General features: G+C 66.6%; 16 protein-coding genes. 10 read left to right on the top strand and 6 right to left on the bottom strand.

What is annotated here, in order from left to right; translation table 11 throughout:
* Positions 1-241 precede the first annotated feature (241 nt).
* The gene (locus tag V5A20_RS03935; RefSeq protein ID WP_332314979.1) at positions 242-1,246 is read right to left on the bottom strand and encodes a CdaR family protein; all 1,005 of its coding nucleotides are present in this window, start codon (positions 1,244-1,246) and stop codon (positions 242-244) included.
* Between the two features lie 185 nt (positions 1,247-1,431).
* Here V5A20_RS03935 and V5A20_RS03930 point away from each other — a divergent pair, with 185 nt between their 5' ends.
* Both V5A20_RS03930 and V5A20_RS03925 read left to right on the top strand, forming a co-directional pair.
* Positions 1,432-2,418: a sulfotransferase family protein gene (locus tag V5A20_RS03930; protein ID WP_332314978.1), complete on the top strand. Its 987-nt coding sequence runs from the start codon at positions 1,432-1,434 to the stop codon at positions 2,416-2,418.
* 58 nt (positions 2,419-2,476) lie between these two features.
* A complete protein-coding gene (locus tag V5A20_RS03925) occupies positions 2,477-3,436 on the top strand; it encodes a sulfotransferase family protein (RefSeq protein WP_332326760.1) in 960 nt (319 codons plus the stop codon).
* Here the strand turns inward: V5A20_RS03925 and V5A20_RS03920 are convergent.
* Positions 3,433-4,605, bottom strand: coding sequence for a glycosyltransferase (locus tag V5A20_RS03920; protein ID WP_332314976.1), 1,173 nt, complete (start codon positions 4,603-4,605; stop codon positions 3,433-3,435). The genes V5A20_RS03925 and V5A20_RS03920 overlap by 4 nt on opposite strands.
* Positions 4,606-4,729: 124 nt before the next feature.
* Between V5A20_RS03920 and V5A20_RS03915 the strand changes: the two genes are divergently transcribed.
* Positions 4,730-5,614 carry a glycosyltransferase gene (locus tag V5A20_RS03915; RefSeq protein ID WP_332326759.1) on the top strand — a complete coding sequence of 295 codons (885 nt, stop codon included), beginning with the start codon at positions 4,730-4,732 and terminating at the stop codon, positions 5,612-5,614.
* 9 nt (positions 5,615-5,623) lie between these two features.
* Here the strand turns inward: V5A20_RS03915 and V5A20_RS03910 are convergent, their stop codons facing one another.
* Positions 5,624-6,991, bottom strand: coding sequence for an NAD-dependent succinate-semialdehyde dehydrogenase (locus V5A20_RS03910; protein WP_332326758.1), 1,368 nt, complete (start codon positions 6,989-6,991; stop codon positions 5,624-5,626).
* A 189-nt stretch (positions 6,992-7,180) separates the two neighbouring features.
* Between V5A20_RS03910 and rnc the strand changes: the two genes are divergently transcribed.
* The 3 genes from rnc (at position 7,181) to V5A20_RS03895 (ending at position 9,802) form a co-directional block, all read left to right on the top strand.
* Entirely contained in the window at positions 7,181-7,912 is a 732-nt protein-coding gene (gene rnc / locus V5A20_RS03905) for a ribonuclease III (RefSeq protein ID WP_332314973.1), read from the top strand.
* 66 nt (positions 7,913-7,978) lie between these two features.
* On the top strand, positions 7,979-8,809 hold the full coding sequence (locus V5A20_RS03900) for an inositol monophosphatase family protein (RefSeq protein ID WP_332314972.1): 831 nt from the start codon (positions 7,979-7,981) through the stop codon (positions 8,807-8,809).
* 81 nt (positions 8,810-8,890) lie between these two features.
* A complete protein-coding gene (locus tag V5A20_RS03895; protein WP_332314971.1) occupies positions 8,891-9,802 on the top strand; it encodes an MBL fold metallo-hydrolase in 912 nt (303 codons plus the stop codon).
* Positions 9,803-9,809: 7 nt separating this feature from the next.
* Here V5A20_RS03895 and V5A20_RS03890 read toward each other — a convergent pair whose 3' ends face one another.
* Together V5A20_RS03890 and V5A20_RS03885 are read right to left on the bottom strand one after the other, a co-directional pair.
* A complete protein-coding gene (locus V5A20_RS03890; RefSeq protein WP_332314970.1) occupies positions 9,810-10,133 on the bottom strand; it encodes a YhbY family RNA-binding protein in 324 nt (107 codons plus the stop codon).
* An 85-nt stretch (positions 10,134-10,218) separates the two neighbouring features.
* Positions 10,219-11,478 (bottom strand): damage-control phosphatase ARMT1 family protein, encoded by a 1,260-nt coding sequence (locus V5A20_RS03885; protein ID WP_332314969.1) that lies wholly within the window; start codon positions 11,476-11,478, stop codon positions 10,219-10,221.
* A 193-nt stretch (positions 11,479-11,671) separates the two neighbouring features.
* On the opposite strand from V5A20_RS03885, the gene V5A20_RS03880 reads away from it, so the two are divergent.
* Together V5A20_RS03880 and V5A20_RS03875 are read left to right on the top strand one after the other, a co-directional pair.
* Entirely contained in the window at positions 11,672-12,997 is a 1,326-nt protein-coding gene (locus V5A20_RS03880; RefSeq protein WP_332314968.1) for an AI-2E family transporter, read from the top strand.
* Between the two features lie 150 nt (positions 12,998-13,147).
* The gene (locus V5A20_RS03875; RefSeq protein WP_332314967.1) at positions 13,148-13,729 is read left to right on the top strand and encodes a hypothetical protein; all 582 of its coding nucleotides are present in this window, start codon (positions 13,148-13,150) and stop codon (positions 13,727-13,729) included.
* A 10-nt stretch (positions 13,730-13,739) separates the two neighbouring features.
* Here V5A20_RS03875 and V5A20_RS03870 read toward each other — a convergent pair whose 3' ends face one another.
* Positions 13,740-14,672: a DUF58 domain-containing protein gene (locus V5A20_RS03870; protein WP_332314966.1), complete on the bottom strand. Its 933-nt coding sequence runs from the start codon at positions 14,670-14,672 to the stop codon at positions 13,740-13,742.
* A 145-nt stretch (positions 14,673-14,817) separates the two neighbouring features.
* On the opposite strand from V5A20_RS03870, the gene pyrR reads away from it, so the two are divergent.
* Together pyrR and V5A20_RS03860 are read left to right on the top strand one after the other, a co-directional pair.
* A complete protein-coding gene (gene pyrR, locus V5A20_RS03865; protein ID WP_332314965.1) occupies positions 14,818-15,414 on the top strand; it encodes a bifunctional pyr operon transcriptional regulator/uracil phosphoribosyltransferase PyrR in 597 nt (198 codons plus the stop codon).
* Positions 15,415-15,474: 60 nt separating this feature from the next.
* Complete coding sequence (locus tag V5A20_RS03860) at positions 15,475-16,443, top strand: aspartate carbamoyltransferase catalytic subunit (RefSeq protein WP_332314964.1); 969 nt, start codon at positions 15,475-15,477, stop codon at positions 16,441-16,443.

The raw sequence follows: 16,443 nt of genomic DNA, 5'->3' as shown, positions 1-16,443 counted from the left end.
CGACCTCTTCCACTCTGCTACGCTATGTAAGCACGCAGAAATACGTTTATTCGAGAGTCATTCTGAGCGACCGACGACCGGAGGGAGGAGCGAGTCGAAGAATCTTACTGGGTCCAGCGCGAACGCTGATTTGGGAATATACCGGCCTGAAGGTCGCTTCTGCTGATCTTCGAAGAGATTCCTCGACTCCGCTTCGCTGCGCTCGGAATGACTTGTTGTTAAGGTTCTTTTGCGTGTCTACTTAGCTCTCAGAGACGAAGGTGTAGTAGCGCAGCCGGGGCGGGATGGGTTCCTCATCCCGGATGTGAAGGTCCGAGGGGACATGCACCCGCGGAGTCACGTACCCGGTCGTGTCAGAGCGGATTTGGTCGTACGAGACGGTGGCGAAGAACTCCGAGGACCGGCGGGCCTTGAACAGGTCACGAAACAGCACCCGGTACCGAATGCGAATCGTAGAAGGCTGAAGCGACACGAGGTCTTGCCCGGACGGCACGCCGGTCACCTCCACTTCTACCTCCCGCGTCTCTTCGACGAACCGGCCCGCACGCGCCGTTACCTGCACCGCTTGGGGGCGCACATCGACGAGCCGACGAAGGGTGTCAGCCAAGGGCGCCTGTACCTCAACAGTGTCCTGAAGGTTCTCGATGGTGCTTGCAGTGGTCGGCCACCCCTCCACGCCCCGCACCACCGACTCTGCCCCCTCGATCTCCACCGAGTCCGGCGCAAGTTGCGGGTCGTCGATCAGCTCATAGTCGGACCCCAAGTCCACCTTTACGCGGCTCCGGACCGGCACCCTTCGGGTGTGGCGCGGCCCCAAGGCCATCTCAAACGAAGCCGGGGTGACGGTCTCGATTTGGAGCGACGTGCCCTGCGGAAGGGCAATCTCACTGGCCACGTCGACCTGACTCGTGGTGGCGTTCACCTCCACGACCGGCGGATTATAGAGAACACGGAGGAGGTCGAGCCCTCGGCCCTGCATCTGCACCTGCACGTGCGTGGGGGGCACCTCGGCAAGGGCCTGTCCCTCCGGGGTCGCCACGACCTCAACCGGCAGCCGCATCGTCTGCGTCCGCTGCTCGCCGAGGGTCAGCGAGAGCCAGAGGACGCACGAGAGCAGCACGCACACGGTAAGGGCCGCGCCCCGCTGCGGATCCTCATCCCGCCGCGGCTCATCCTCGCCCGACGTGAAGAGGGCACGCAGCCAGTCCCAGAACACGGCGCCTTGGGAATCGGAGTTGGCAGCCACGAGGCTTGGGAAAGATTCGTCCGGAGTGAGAAATCACGGCTGCTTTCACGGCAGGGGGGCCACTTCGTTTCGCAGGAACCCTGCAGGCAAGGACTGGTGAGAGCCCGCCAGCGATCATCCGACTGCTCGCTGGTGCCCCTCTCCTTGCCTCGTCTTCGCATGCACGTTCCGTTCTCCAGATGGGAATGGCCGACCCCGACGCCCCGTCGCCCGATGCGTTGCCCGACTTCATTCTTGGAGGCGCCATGAAATGCGCCACCTCGTCTCTTCACCATCTCCTTCGGCAGCATGAAGAGATCTATCTTCCCGAGGGCGAGACGCACTTTTTTTCGATGGACGACGCCGTTCAGCACCCCGGCTTTTTCTTCCCGGCCCGGGCCTCCTCGCATCCGTCCCCGGACTACGACCGCGACCTGGCGTCCAATCTCGACTGGTACCGCTCCCTCTTCGACCCGGCACGGCCCGCCCAAGCCGTCGGGGACTACTCTACGATCTACCTGGCCGCCCCCGATGCCCCAGGGCGCATCCACGAGTTGCTTCCGGACGTCAAGCTCATTTTTATGCTCCGCAATCCGGTAGACCGGGCCTATTCGCACTACTGGCACCGGGTGAAGACGGGACGAGCCGCCCACAGCTTCGAGCACGAACTTCAACATGGACCCAGCACCCTCCTTCTCCGAGGGTTTTACAGGCGCCAGCTCGAGCGATACTTTAGGTGGTTTTCTCGGGACCAGCTGAAAATCGTGCTCTTCGAAGAGTTCGTAGACGAGACGCAGGCCGTGGTCGACGCGGTCTGCTCGTTCCTTGGAGTGTCGCCGTCGGTCGACGTTGCGCGGACCCAGGCCCACAAGAACAAGTCCCCGGTGCCCCGCTGGCCGGGCCTCCAGCGTTTGCTGAATTACGCTACGACCGGGGTCGAGGGCCACGGGGACACGGGCCTTCCATACCCCCGGAAGCCCCAGTCGCCGTACGCCGTGCAGGGCCTGGTGTACCACCTGCGACAGCTGAACCTGACCACACACCGCGATACCCCCCCGATGGACAAGGCCGCCCGCAACTGCCTCCGGCAAATTTTTGCCCGCCAAAACGCTGGGCTGGCGGATCTTCTCGGCGTCGACCTTCCCGCCCACTGGCCGTGTGTATCCGGGCCCAAGGGCCCTTCCCCCTCGTGAGAACGGATCCCCGAGCATCTCTTCGCCCGCTGTCGTCTCGTCCGCCCCTCCGACCAGGATGTCGTCTGCGCCCCCGCTCTTTATCGTCGGATGTAGCCGCTCCGGCACCACACTGCTTCGGCTGATGCTGACCCAGCATCCCGATCTGCACATCCCCCCCGAATCAGAATTTCTACTCTCGCTCTACGACCAGGCGGAGTTGTACGGTACCTTCGAGGCCCCCCACCAGCGCTGGTTTTTCATCCGCGACCTGCAGACGACCGAGGTGTCGATGGGCGCCTACGCGTTTCCGATTTTTGACCTCAGCATTCACGCTGCGGAAACGGCCCTGGCGGAGCGGGCCCCCACAGACTTCGCCGGGGCCGCGGCCGCGCTGTTCGAGGCCTCCGCCCACGAGCACGGCAAGACCCGCTGGGGGGACAAAACCCCACACTACGTCCGCCACATCGAGTGGCTCTCGGACGCCTATCCCGAGGCCCAGTTTATTCACATGATCCGTGACGGTCGCGACGTGGCGCGCAGCCGTGTGGAGGCGGGGTTTACGTCGAGCATGCGCCGCTCGGCCCTACACTGGAAGGAGGAGGTACAAAGCGGCCGAGACGCCAGACAGCACCTCAGCGACCACCGGTACCACGAGCTCTTCTACGAGGACCTGGTCCACAATCCGTCCTCGGTACTTCGGGAGGTGTGTGGGTGGATCGACCTCAACTACACCGAGCACTTGCTCACATTCGACCGGACTGGGGACGCGTCGGTCCCAGACGAGCACGCCCACCTCCACGAGAACGTGACCAACGCCGTCGATCCGTCTCGGGCCCAGGCCTGGAGAACATCTCTCCCGTCCCGAGACGTGGCCGACGTGGAAGCCGTGGCCGGAGACCTGCTGCGGGATCTGGGCTACGACCTGACCGGGGCTCGCGTCCCCCTCTGGCTCCGGGTCGTGCGGGGCCTCTACCGGAACGGGCGGGCCCAGGCCCGCGCCGTCGTGCAGACCCTCAAGCGGCTCGGGATCGTCTAGGACACAGGGGCCGGGGTCTGAACCGCCCGATAGAGGGCCCGGAGCTTCTCCGCCTCCGTCGCAAGCCCGAAGGCGGTTTCGACCTTCGTCCGCCCCGCCTCCGCGATCCGCCGCCGCTCCTCCGTCGACGCGGCCCGAAGCCGCCGGATGCAGTCCACCAGCGCGTCCACGTCGCCCTCGGGGGCCAGCAGGAAGTGATTGTCTTGCGGAATCATTTCCGGAATGCCCGCATGCGTGGTGGACACGCACGGAAGCCCCACGGCCTGCGCCTCAATGAGCACGGTAGGGGTGCCCTCCCGGTCGCCGCTCGCCGCGGTTTTGCTACAGAGCAGGAATGCATCGGCCCGCCGGAGGAGTTGGCCCACCTCGGAATTGGGACGGGTGCCGAGCAGCTCGACGGTGTCCTGCAGGGCGTGGTCCTGAATGTACTGCTCAAGCTCGTCGCGCTGCGGCCCCTCCCCTACGATCCGCAGCCGAAGGTCGCCCCCTTGTCCCTCCACCCGCTGGACGGCCCGGATGGCGTCCAGGTGGCCCTTTTTCTCCGTGAGACGCCCGACGCTGATCAGCTCCGAAACCGGTCCCTCCGGGGGACGATACGAGAAGTCCTCCAGATCCCGAGCGAGGTGCACGACCTGGACCCGGTCGGAGGGCGCCCCCAGACGCACGGCCTGCCGTTTCATCTCCTCGGAGAGCACCACGATCGCCCGGGCCGTCTGCCAGACGGACTCGTATGCCGCCCGCCATCGCGGGTGCCGGGGCAGCTGCGAAATGTCATACCCGTAAAATGTGACCACGAGTGGCACCCCCAGCGATTCGGCGATGGGAACCGCCTTCACGCCCGGCCGGCCGAAGTGCGCGTGCAGAACGTCCGGGGCGATTTGGGCGAGCGTGTCTTCCGCCCCGGGCCACCACGTCCGCCACGACGAGTCAAGGGGGCCGTCCAGGCCCACGACCTCCAGCACCCGCTGCGCAACGCGGTACGGATTCCAGACGGACGGCCACGGCACGACGCGGACCTTCTCGAAGGGCCGCTCGTCCCGGTTGACGCGGCGACTGGCCACGACATGGTTCTCCGTCCCCTGACGCTCGAGCTCGGTCACGTAGTCGTAGATGAACGTTTCCGAGCGCTTCGAAAACGCCTTGCAAAGATGTGCTACCCGGATGCCCACGGCGTGGTGTGAGTTCGACGATCAGATCGCATCCCTTCATGCTCCCGCCCCGAGACGAGAACGGGTCGCGGCGCCCATTTCCGTCTACGCCCTCAACCCGTCCACAGTTTGATCGCCCCCCGTCATGAAGTTGTCCGTCGTCATTCCTGTCTACAACGATCCCGGAGGAATCGACGCCACCCTCCAGTCCGTCGTGGCCCAGGACCACGCGACCTACGAAGTGATCCCGGTCGACAATAACTCGACGGACGAGACATCGGCCATGATACAGGAGTGGGCGGAACGACACCCCGACCGGATTCGGCCGGTCGCAGAGCGGGGTCGGCAGTCCTCCTACGCCGCGCGGAACGCCGGCGTCCGGGCCGCAGACGGGGAGATTGTCGTTTTCATCGACGCCGACATGACGGCCCCAACGGACTGGCTCCGCCGCGTCGAGGAGGCATTCACCGCGACGTCGATCGACTATCTCGGGTACGAGGTCGAGACGTACGTGCCGGACGGCAACGAGGGGTTCTGGGGATGGTACGATTCCGTCATGGGATTGCCGTCTCGGTACCACTTCGAACAGAAACAGTTCGTCCCCACCGCGTGCCTGGCCGTCCGGCGCGCCGTGTTTGGGCGGGTTGGACTCTTCGACGATCGGGCCCGCTCCGGGGGCGACAAGGAATTTGGGCAGCGGGTGCATCGCCATCCAGACCTGACGCAAGGATTTCGCGGTGACATCGTAGTGTATCATCCCGCCCGCACAACCTTCGACGCGCACCGAAAGAAAGCCGTGCGCGTGGGCCGCGGCCTGGCCCGCCTCGCCGAGCCGCTGGACGCGGACGGGCGACGCGTTCTGCTCGAACTGCTCCTGCATGCCGTCCCCCCGGACCCTCGTCGAATCCGCCGCAGGGCCCCGGACTGTACTTCCCTCCAGCTTCTTAGCCTGTACGTGGCAAACATGCTCCTCCGATACGTTCGCCTGGGCGGGGCCGTATCGCACTTCTTTCGAAAAGACCTCGCCTAAAGTAAAGGGTTATTCCTCGACCCATACGGTTTTGGCGTTCACGAACTCACGGATGCCGTGGTGCGACAGCTCACGCCCGTAGCCGCTGTCCTTGATGCCCCCAAACGGGACCCGGGGGTCGCTCTTCGTCATTTCATTGACGAAGACACAGCCGGCCTCCACGGCGCGGGCCATGCGTTCGCCTTTCTCCAGGTCCTCGGTGAAGATGCTTCCCCCGAGCCCAAACCGGGTGTCGTTGGCGAGCGCCACGGCGTGCTCGGCGTCGTCCGCCGCGACGATGGACGCCACCGGGCCAAAAATCTCTTCGTCGAAGGCCACGGTGCCGGGATCTACGTCGGCGAGGACGGTCGGGGCGTAGAAAAAGCCGTCGCGTTCGAGCGTGTGCCCCCCCGCAACGGCCACGGCGCCTTCGCCAATGGCCCGCTCCACCTGGTCGTGGACCTGGTCGCGCAGATCGTGGCGGGCCATCGGCCCCACGTCCGTCTGCTCGTCCGTCGGGTCGCCGACGGTGAGCGCCTCCACCGCGTCCACCAGTCGCTCCTGAAAGTCGTCGAGCACGGCCCGCTCGACGATGAAGCGCTTCGCGGCGATGCAGCTCTGGCCGTTGTTCTGCATGCGCGCCGTGCACCCCACGGAGGCGGCCGCCTCCAGGTCGGCGTCGGCGCATACGATGAAGGGGTCCGAGCCGCCCAGTTCCAGCACTGTAGGTTTGATCTGGGCCGCCGCCTGCTGGGCGACCGCCGCCCCGGCCGGCACGCTTCCGGTGAGCGTGGCCCCTCGCACCCGCCGATCCCCCAGGACATCGCCGACCGTTGCCTCGTCGACGCGGAGCACTTGTAGCTCGTGGTCCGCGAACCCGGCCTCCCGGAGCACATCCGCGATCGCCTCGGCGCACCCGGTGACGTTCGGGGCGTGCTTCAGCAGAACCGCATTGCCGGCCATCAGGGTCGGCGCGCCGAACCGAAAGACCTGCCAGAACGGAAAATTCCACGGCATGACGGCCAGGATGGGGCCGAGCGGCTCGTACGCCACGTAGCTCTTCTGCGCGGACGTCTCCACCGGCTCGTCGGCGAGGATGTCGGCCCCGTGCTCCGCGTAGTACCGGCACACCCACGCGCACTTCTCGGCCTCTCCCTGGGCCTGGGGGAGCGGCTTGCCCATCTCCTCCGTCATGAGCGCCCCGAGCGCGGGGGCCCTGTCGTCGAGGAGCTCCGCGGCTCGCTCCAGCCGGGCCGCCCGCTCGGCAAACGACCGCTCGCGGTTGACCGCGAAGCCCGACGTGGCCTGTGTCAGCCGCCGCTCCACCTCGCGGTCGGTGTGAAAGGAGTACCGTTCGATCTCCGTCTCGGTCGCGGGGTTCGTGGAAACGAGGGGCATACGTTTGGGGGAGATGATGGCACAAGAAGGGACTCTGGCTTTCACGACGGGTCAACGAGTGGTGATCCGCCGGGGACCAACCGTCCCGGGTCGTAATGGGGCCTGTCTTCGTCGATTCCATAGATCTTGAGGGAGCGGCCCGCGTTGTAAGCTTGCCGTTGGATATTGTCAGTTCTGTCGAGGTGCTTCATGAGCGAGTCTCTCCCCCCCGGCGTTCAGGTCTCCCGGTCTACAATCGAGCAATTGATCGGCCGCCCGGTCGACGACCGGTCCCACTACCGACGGGCACTCACCCACCGGTCGTTGCTTCGGGTCCATCCGACGCATGAGTTTCAGTCCAACGAGCGGCTCGAATTTTTGGGCGACGCGCTCCTCGACGTGTTCGTGGGCGAGGTGCTCTACGACCGCTTTCCGGACAAGGACGAGGGCGCGCTGACCCGACTCCGGGCCCGTCTCGTGAGCGAGCGTCCCCTGGCCACCTACGCCCGCCGCCTCGACCTCGGGACGCACCTTCTGATGAGCCAGAACGCGGCCGAGGGCGAGGGGCGCGACAACCCCAGCATCCTCGCGGACGCCTTCGAGGCGCTCGTGGGGGCGGTCTACCTGGACCTGGGCTACGAAGCGGCCCGGGCCTTCATTCAGCAACAGGTGCTCGCCCCGCTTGACCTGCGGGAGGTGGCCACCCGGGACGAAAACTACAAGAGTCAACTTCTCGAGCACCTCCAGGCCGAGGGCCGCCCGCAGCCGACCTACCACGTGGTGCGGGAGACGGGCCCGAGCCACGACAAAACGTTCACGGTGGAGGTGCAGGTAGACGACACGGCCTACGAGCGTGGGACCGCTGGCAGTAAGCAAGACGCCGAGCAGCAGGCGGCCCGTCGCACCCTGACGGAGATCACCGCGGACGCGCCGACCCGGTGATCGCCAGTGCTCGCTCCACCACGTCGGTCCGAGTGCCCCCTTCTCCTTTCACAGCGACACGCCCCCATGCCTTCAAATTCTTCCGACCTCGACCTCGCCCTGGACCTCGCCCACCTCGCGGAGGAGGAGATCCTTCCCCGCTTCCGCACCGTCAGTGTCGCCCACAAGCCCGACGGCACGGAGGTGACGGAGGCCGACCGCGAGGCCGAGCGGGCGATGCGCGAGCACCTGGCCGAGACGCGCCCCGACCACGCCGTCCTCGGGGAGGAGTTCGGGGAGAGCGGCCCCGACGACGCCCGCTACCAGTGGATCCTCGACCCCGTGGATGGGACCGCCGGGTTTACGATCGGTGTACCGCTCTTCGGCACGCTCGTGGGGCTGCTGGAGGACGGCGTCCCGGTCGTGGGGGTGATCCATTTTCCGGCCCTCGACGAAACGGTCTACGCCGCCCGGGGGGAGGGCTGCCGGTTCCGGACGGCCGAGGGCGAGCACGCGGTCAGCGTCGACCCCGTCGAGTCGCTCGACGCCGCCACCGTCACGACCACGGCCCTCCACAGCTCCGACGTCACGGCCGCGGCCGACCAGACGCCCTACCGCCTGACGGAATTGGTCCGCCGGGCCGGCAAGTTTCGATTCGTCACGGACTGCATCCAGCACGCCCTCGTGGCCCGAGGGCGCACCCACGCCGCGGTGGACACCCTCATGCATCCCTGGGACGTGGCGGCCCTGGTGCCGTGTGTGCGAGAAGCGGGCGGGGTTGCCCAGCCGCTCGACCCCGCCGAAGACGACGTCGTGTTCGGCGGCGGCCTGGTAACGGCGGGCACCGCGTCGCTGCTGCACGAGGTGCGCAGCCTGCTCCAGCCGACCGACCCCGACGAGAGCGCCCCGACCCGGTGAGGGGCCAGCATTCTGCCGGAATGGACAGCGCCACCCTTCGTGACGAGAGATCGACGGTTTCTGCCCACCCCCCCTCCCGCCATGCTCGACCGGATTGAAACACTCGACCTTCGCTTCCACGACCGCCCTCACCTCATTGCGGCGTACCTGCTTCCGTACGGCGACGGCGTGGCCCTCGTCGAGACGGGCCCCGGCTCCACGTTTCCCATGCTCCAGGCCCGGTTGGCGGAGCAAGGCCTCACGCCGGCGGACGTCTCGGCCGTCTTCCTCACCCACATTCACCTCGATCATGCGGGGGCGGCGGGCCACCTCGCCCGGCATGGCGCCACCGTGTACGCCCACCACGTCGGGGTGCCCCACCTGTCCAGCCCCGACCGACTGCTCGCGAGCGCCCGACGAATTTACGGAGACGACATGGACGCGCTCTGGGGGGAAATGCGTCCGGTCCCCGACGACCAGCTCATTGCGCTGCGGGACGGCGACACGGTGCCGCTGGGGAATTCTGAACTGATGGCCCTCGACACGCCGGGACACGCCTCCCATCACATGAGCTACGTCATCGGGGACATCTGCTTCACCGGCGACGTGGGCGGGGTGCGCATCCCCGGCGAGTCCCACGTCGAGCTCCCCCTCGCGCCCCCCGAGATCGACCTCGACGCCTGGCGCGAGAGCCTGGTGCGGCTCCGGGCCGCGGCCGACCGGCACGACCTCACCCGCCTCGCGCCCACTCACTTCGGGCTCTACGACGACATCTCCGCCCATCTTCGTCGGCTCGAGACGGCCATCGAGACGGCGGACGAGTGGGCTGCACGGACCCTGCCGGGGTGGGACGGCGACGAGGAGGCCCTGCAAGACGAGGTGACGGCGTGGATGCGGGAGCGGGCCGCCGAGCAGGGGGTCGGCGACGACGCCTGGGAGCACTACGAGGGGGCCAACCCGAGCTGGATGGCGGCCCTGGGGCTGCGCCGGTACTGGGACACGCAGACGTCGTAGCCCCTCCCTAAGAATCTTGCCCGCCCGGGGCGGGCAGATCGATCTCGGGGTCGTCGGGGTGCGGACGGTAGAACAGGGCCGTTCCCCCAATCGTGCGGACCACCTGTACGTCTTCCAGCGCGTCCGCGACCGCCTCGGCGACCTCGCGGACAGGACGCGGGGCATTGTCGAGCACGCGAATGGTGACCAGCTCGCGGGTATTGAAGGCCTCCTCCACCGCCTCCATCACAGGGTCGGTCACCCCCTCTTTCCCGATGTGCACCAGGGGATCTTGCCCGTGAGCCTCACTGCGGAGGTGGGCACGCTGGCGAGAGGTGAGGCGGTCGGACATGGGGGAAACGGGCTGGGTGAGGCGGGGAGGTAATTCCTCGATTTCACTTCACGATTTCGGCGTGGGGGCGTTCCCGGTCGGCCCCTCAGGTCGCGGCGGCCGGACGCAGCGCCTCCGGGGACGGATGCGCCGGCGCCCACTGGATGACGCCCCACTCCCCATTCACCGGCCAATCCGGGTCCTGCGCGTTGAGCCGGTCGACCTGCGACCGCGACAGGCCGGCGGCCACCTCCGACTTGTGCGTGCGGAGCGCGAGCACAGGCGTCGGCAGCGGAGCGGCCGCCTTTTCGAAGGGGGTGGTGAAGGCCCACTGCCGATCGCCCAGGAGGCGCCGGTAGTTGGCGTCGCCTTTCGTGATCAGCAGGTCGGCCCGGGCAATCTCAGCGCGAGCGTGCGGGGGGAGCGCTCGAGCCCGGAGCGGCGAGGTCCACACCCAGGCATCCCGGAGACGAAGCCGCCCCGACGCAAGGGCGCCCCGGAGCCGCTCCGATAGGGCCCGAACGGGCGCCGCCTCTGCGCCAGCCAGCGCCTCCAGGGTTGCGTGTACGTCGTCGATGGTGGCGTCGGAGACGAATGTGGGGTGCACCTTGAGGTGCACGGTCACCTGCCCGACCGCCTCGGTGGCCAGAAGTCCGTCGACCAGGGCGAGGTCGGAGACGAGCTCAAAACCGGCATTGTCGGCCCAAATGTCGACCCGGGCCGGCCGGTCTCGGGTCGTGAGGTGCGCGAGCGCAGCGTCCGTGTCGTCGACCAGGAGGTGCTCTTCGGCCCGGTCGGCGTCCTGGTGGTCCGGCCCCTCCTCCCCGGCCGTCCACATGCTCAGGTCTGCCTGGTTGCCCCAGAGGGCCGTCCGAAACAGCCGCGTGAGCACCGGGCGTGCATCCTCGTCCTCGTCGAGCGCCCGGGTGCGCCGCTCGGCCAGCGCCCCAATCCGATCCGCCGTCTGGACGAGCCCCTGGTCCTTTTGGTAGCTGAACGGGTCCACCCGCGCCCCTGCTCCGGATCGAAAGTACCCGGTCGCCTCCAGGAGGCGGCGGTAAAAATACGTCTCGCCAAAGAACCAGGGGGCCTCCAGCCAGGTTTTCCCGCGGTGCGGCGCCACGAACTCCGCCCAGAGGGCCGCGTCGGGTGCCTCCTCATCTCGAAGGGGGCGGATGGGGCCGTCGGGAAGGTCGTCTCGAAGCGCCTGAATGCAGGCGTTGATCGTGTCCGGAAAGTCGTTTTCTTCGATGACACGACCGGCGATGCGGGGCCAGCGGGTCGTAATCGTGCGACGGGTAAACGCATCCGAATCAGCACCGCGGAGGGGCCGGGGCAGCGACGCGGAGGGGGTTGGGGAAGGCACGAGGGAAAGGTTATCGTCACAATACGAACGCTCAAATTCCCCAACGGCCCATCCTCCTTGACCGTTCGGCAGATCCCCGCCCACGGGTGCCCCTTCCTCGAAAGCACAGACTCTGAAATGGGCCTTGGCCTGAACCCTTTGGAACAGCGACAGTTTGCAGGTGGTGGTGCGTTTACGGTTGACTTCCGGTCCCATGGCCTCCGACTCCTCCTCATCCGACTCCTCAGCGTCCTCCGATTCGGTCGTCCGTTTCGACCCTCCGGAGGCGTCCTCTTCGGAGTCCTCCTCATCGTCTCGGTTGGAACGGCTCCGAGGACTGGCATTCGAGGCGGTGCTCGTTGCGGGCGGCGTTGTGCTCTTTCTCGTGATGCTGTACGAGATGCACACGCCGCCCCCGGAGAACGGCTTTCTGTCGCCGGCCCTGGTTGGCCTGGCCGGGGTTGTTCTTCTCTGGCCGCTTCGTGGGCACAAGGCCGTTCGGGCCCTGTTGCTGTCCGGGGGACTGCTGCTCCTGCTCTGGACGCTGGATAAGGTAAGCCGTGTCCTCGTTCCGTTTGCGGCTGTGTACCTTTTGGCTTACCTGCTGAACCCGCTCGTCGAACAGCTCAAGCGGCGCTATCAGGTGCCTCGGTGGCTGCCCTCCCTTGTGGTCACGAGCGTCGTGGTGGGCGTCTTTGTTCTGTTCATTCTCATTCTCGCCCCCAACATCGCCACGCAGGCCCAGGCCCTGTCCGACCGGGTGCTGGGCACGGTTCAAAACTTGCGCGCCTGGCTGGAAGCCTCTACGGTCTTGGACACCCTCGAAGGGGCGGGGCTCCTCCAAAAGCAGGAGGTCATTGCTCAGGCCCAGGCCCTGATCAAAGAGCAGGCCGGCCGCCTTCCCAGCGCCGTGGAGGAGGTTGTGTCTTCTCTGGGATCGTTCCTGGGGGTCGTTACGCTGCTCGCTCTGGTGCCCGTGATTCTTTTCTATACCCTCAAGGACTATCCCACGGTCCAGTCGGCCCTGGTCGACCTGTTTCCCACGGCCGGCGGGCGGCGCGACTATCTCGTGGAGGCCGGCAGCATCGTAGGGCGCTACTTTCGCGGCCAGCTCTTGATCAGCACCATCGCGACCATCAACGTGTCGGCGCTCTTGTTCCTGTTCAACATCCCGTTCTGGCTTCTAATTGGACTGCTCGCTGGTCTCTTGAATCTGATTCCTCAGATCGGGGCCCTCATCACGATGGTCGTGGGGGCTCTGGTGGCGCTCATTCTAGGAAGCTGGCTCAAGGCCCTGATCGTCATCGCCGTTCTGCTGGGCGAGGGCCTGCTCGAACAAAGCGTGTTGACCCCAAACATCCTCAGTTATCAAGTCGGTTTGCACCCGCTCCTCGTTCTGTTCTCGCTGCTGGTGTTTGGGACGCTACTCGGTGTTTTCGGCCTTCTGATTGCCGTGCCCGTCACCGCAATCCTCCTGACGGGCTACCGGGCATGCCGCGAGGAACTGACGCTCGACCTCAGCGAATATGGCACGACCTGAAACATTCTTCTCAGCCCGGAGGAGCCGGGCAACTCTCCCGCATCCACACTGTTGGGGGTTCCCTCAACTCGGTGTGCGCTGCTGCCTCCATCATAATCACTGCGGGCGCCCCACACAGCGCCTTTCTCTCCACAACTCTCACTCGTCGTCGTGACGCGAACGTTTGAGGCTCCCTGGTCCTACCGCCCCAGCGCGTCGCTCCTCGGCCGCGCGATTCGGGCCTGGACGAAGGATCGCCTGCGGGGAGAGGCCTTCTACCTCGTGACGATCGTAGGGCTCTTCCTCGGCCTGCTCATGGCGCACTATCTGGGCTGGGCCCTCCTGAGCTCGACCATCGATGCCCACCCAACGGGACAGACGATATTCTGGGGGGCCCAGGTCGGGTCGGTCCTCGTGCTGGCCGCAGTCGGGCTCGTGGGCTTTCGCCCCGCGGTTCGGGTGATGTGTCGTCCGGGCGCGCTGACGATTCAGCAGGGAGACCGGACCCGCACCCTCTCCCCGTCTGAGGTCGACGGCGCAGCGCTCATTCCGGCCCGGCGCTACCACCGCCACTACCGCCGCTACGCCGCCACACAGGTGTTCGTCAGTGCAATGTCGGAGCAGGTCCTCTGCATTCGCACGAACGACGGCCCGGTGATTGTGGCCCTCCCGGAGCCCGATGCTCAAACGGCCCTGCTGAACCACCTGGAAGCACTCACGGCGTCCCCTCCAGCGACCGTGGCCCACCCGTGATCGGGGGCCATCAGACCAGACGAGAGCGCTTGTTGAGGTACTCCAGAAGCGCCGTATCGTACGCTTCGTTCGTGTCCAGCTCCGCGAAGTCGATGTCGTGTTCCAGGCAACTGCGGCGGAACGTCTCGGTGAAGTGCTCGACGGCCTCGGTGTAGTGCTCGCGCAGCTGGGCCGGCTGGAGAGACACCTCCTCGCCGGTCTCTACGTCCCGAAACAGCATGGGCCGATCCGGAAACTGAAATTGACGCTCGGTCTGGCCCTCCAGGACGTGGAAGACGATCAACTCATGCCCTCGGTGCCGGAGGTGGCGAAGGGCCCGCAGAAGATCCTCATGGGCCGCGATGTTCTCGAAAAGATCCGTAATGACGATGATGAGGGATCGACGCTTGACCCGCTCGGCCACCTCTTCGAGCACGGCGGTGGCATTCGTGCGCTGGTCTGAGGCCTCCTCTTGGTGAAACTGCTCCAGGGTGACGAGCAGCTGCCGCAGGTAGCCCTGCGTCGCCTTCGGCGGCCGAAAGGTGTGCACGGATTCGTCAAACCCGATGAGCCCCGTGGCGTCCCGCTGCCGGAGCATCAGGTTGTGCAGGCCCGCGGCAAGGTACGAGCCGTAGTCCAGCTTCGAGAGCTCGTTGTCGCCCGCGTAGCGCATCGAGGCGGAGGTGTCCAGGACGACGTAGTTGCGGAGGTTGGTCTCCTCCTCGTACTGTTTGATGTAGTAGCGGTCGGTCTTCGCGTACACCTTCCAGTCGACGTGCCGCAGCTCGTCGCCCGGATTGTAGGGGCGGTGTTCGGCAAACTCGACCGAAAAGCCGTGGTAGGGGCTCCGGTGCAGGCCCGTGATGAAGCCCTCCACGATCAGGCGCGCCCGCAGCTCCATCGTTTCCAGTTGGGACACCGCGACGGGATCAAGGTAGCGACGGGCGGTGGTTGATTCGGCCATGAGCGGACGCCACTAATTGGGGAGTGCACCGGGCCCGTTAGAAAGTTTGCCTCCTGTTCGGTTCCTTGAGGGTGGCGCGTCGGGCCGCTTTCGCCCGCACGCCGTCCCCGCGCCCCCGCCGCCTTTCATGGCTTCCGATGCTTCTATGTCGTCCGACGATCGCATTAAAGCGCAGCTCATGACGGCCCGTGACCTCGGGCGGACGCTGGACCGCATGGCCCAGCAGATCGTCGAGCGCTTCGCCCCCGACGCGGCGACGTCTCCCGCCGACACGTTCGCCCTGGTGGGCATGCAGACGCGCGGGGTGCACCTGGCCCGTCGGCTCCGACGGCGCATCGAAACCCAAACGGGCCTGGAGCTCCCCCTTGGCCTTCTCGACGTCACCATGTATCGGGACGACGTGCGCCTGCGGCTGGAGCAGCCCGACATTCAGACCACACGCATCCCATTCGACGTGACAGACCGAAAGCTTGTGCTCGTCGACGACGTGGTGTTTACGGGACGGACCGGCCGCGCCGCCCTCGACGCCCTCATGGACCGGGGCCGCCCCGCCGCCGTGCAGTTCCTCACCATCATCGACCGTCAGCACCGCGAACTCCCCATCGCAGTCGACATCGTGGGGCGCGAGGTGCCCACCCTTCCAAACGAAGAGGTGCGGGTGCGAGTCGAGGAGATCGACGACGAAGACGGGGTCTGGCTCGTGAAAGCCCCGGCGTCCCGCTCGACCGACGACGCTCGCTGAGTGGGCGTGTCTTCGCCGCCCCGTGTCTGCTTCCAATACTTCCCCTGCCCGCCTCTCGCCATGGCCGCCTCCTCCTCGTCCGCCGTCCCGGATCGGTCGGCCGAACTGCGCCACCAGCACCTCTTGGACCTCTCCACCTACGAGGCCGATGAGATCCGGTACCTGCTCGACACCGCCCAGGAGTTCCGGGAGGTGCTTGAGCGTCCCATCCGGCAGGTGCCCACGCTGCAGGGCACCTCGGTCGCCAGCCTCTTCTTCGAGCCCTCTACTCGGACAAAGCTGTCCTTCAACCTCGCCGCCGGGCGCCTCTCCGCCGAGACCGTGAGCCTCTCGAAGTCCAGCTCGTCGGTCACGAAGGGCGAGACCCTCAAGGACACGGCCCGCAACGTGGAGGCGATGAAGGTAGACGTGGTGGTGCTCCGGCATCCCTCGCCCGGCGCCCCCCACTTCCTCGCCCAATGCACCGACAGCGTGATCCTGAACGCCGGCGACGGGGCCCACGCCCACCCCACCCAGGCGCTGCTCGACGTGCTCACGATGCGGGAGCACGTCGACGCGTTTGACGGCCTGCACGTCTCCATTATCGGCGACATTGCCCACAGCCGCGTCGCCCGCTCCAATGTGCAGGCGCTCACCACGCTCGGGGCTTCTGTCACGCTCTGCGGCCCCGCGACCATGCTGCCGGTGGAGATGGAGGCGGCGCTGGACGTACGCACCACGACCCGCCTCGACGCGGCCCTGGAGGGCTGTGACATTGCAATGGCCCTCCGCATCCAGATGGAGCGGCAGGACGAGGGCCTCTTTCCGAGCACGCGGGAATACCACCGCCAGTTCGGGATCACGGCCGACCACCTGCGCCGCCACCCCGACCTTCTCATCATGCACCCGGGGCCGGTCAACCGGGGCATCGAGCTGACCGACGCCGTGGTGGACCACGAACGGTCCATCATCTTGAGCCAGGTGACGAACGGCGTCGCCCTGCGGATGGCCGTGCTTTACATGCTGGCGCCGCGCCGTGAGGAGGTGTAG

Source organism: Salinibacter sp. (genome assembly GCF_036626415.1).
In the GTDB taxonomy this organism is placed as follows: Bacteria; Bacteroidota; Rhodothermia; order Rhodothermales; family Salinibacteraceae; genus Salinibacter.
The sequence above is the reverse complement of the archived record's forward strand: the minus strand, read 5'-3'. Positions and strand labels throughout refer to the sequence as shown.